Source organism: Spirulina sp. 06S082 (genome assembly GCF_034932145.1).
Classification (GTDB): domain Bacteria; phylum Cyanobacteriota; class Cyanobacteriia; order Cyanobacteriales; family Spirulinaceae; genus CCY15215.
Genome location: NZ_JAYGHV010000268.1, coordinates 1 through 1,063 on the forward strand (window position 1 = coordinate 1; position 1,063 = coordinate 1,063).

Below are 1,063 nucleotides of genomic sequence, written 5' to 3' on the forward strand. Positions count from 1 at the left end.
AATAAGTAGCTAGACAAAATTAATTGCATAATCAGTGCCAAAATGCCGGAGAATCTGCTCAACCGCCTCCTTGAGAGTCTCCAAACTCTCATAATCCTGTGGTTTGAGCCATTGATATTTGATAAATCGCCATAGAATTTCAATGAGATTGAGTTTTGGCGAACTCCTTGGCAACCAAAAGATTTCTAGGTTCTGCGATCGCCACTCCTCTAACTTCCCAAACAAACTTTTGCTGGTGTGAATTGAAGCCAGATCCATGACAATGAATGTCTTTTTTGTTACCCGCTTACAAAAATCATCGATACACGCCACAACAATCTCACTATCAATTGAGCAATTCCAAAGATAAGAATCTAATTGATTGGATTTTCCCAAGAGTCCGAGAATATTAAAACGTCGGCTTTTCTGACTTTTCAGGAAGAGTGTTTCCCCTCTTTCCTGCCACGCATAAGGGATATATGGTTCTAGGCAAAATCCAACTTCATCAAGGTATCTAATTTCGATTTCACCTTGCCTTTCTCGCTCTTTTAAATTTTCTAACTCTTCTTTTTTTCTTTTGTATTCTTCTGGTTCTGGAGGATTAGCAACATCTTTTCTCATTCTTTTCCATGTCATTTTTAAAAATTTTAATACTCTTTTCAATGTCTGTTTACTCATTTTTATTCCCCATTCTTCTTGGATTTTTTCTAAAACCTTCTTTAAATTTCTCGGAGTTTGTTTCGCCCATTTTTTGACTTGTTCTTTTTGCTCGTCATTCAAGAGAGATTTTCTCCCCTTTCCTTTTCGTGCATATAAACTGACTAATTTTCTCTCTTTCCATTCTTTCCACCAATAACTTACTATTCTTTTGCTCACATTAAATATAGTCGCAATTTGACTAATACTCCAACCTTCATATCTCAATAATACTCCATGTGCTCGTCGCCTCACTTGATATGATTCACTTTCTCGATAAATCCGCCACAGTAGTTTTTGGGTTTCTCTTGCTAATTTTTCCATGCTTGCTTAGTCTTTTGGGGTTTTATTTTACCACATCTGCAATTAATTTCGTATACCTACTTAT

Annotated in this window: 1 protein-coding gene; it reads right to left on the reverse strand. The window is 36.1% G+C overall.

What is annotated here, in order from left to right:
• Positions 1–9: 9 nt before the first annotated feature.
• The gene (locus tag VB714_RS15510) at positions 10–999 is read right to left on the reverse strand and encodes an IS630 family transposase (protein ID WP_323225537.1); all 990 of its coding nucleotides are present in this window, start codon (positions 997–999) and stop codon (positions 10–12) included.
• Positions 1,000–1,063 lie beyond the last annotated feature (64 nt).

Excerpts from the sequence above, each read along its gene's own strand:
- VB714_RS15510 (WP_323225537.1), bottom strand. The coding sequence starts at position 999 with ATGGAAAAATTAGCAAGAGAAACCCAAAAACTACTGTGGCGGATTTAT.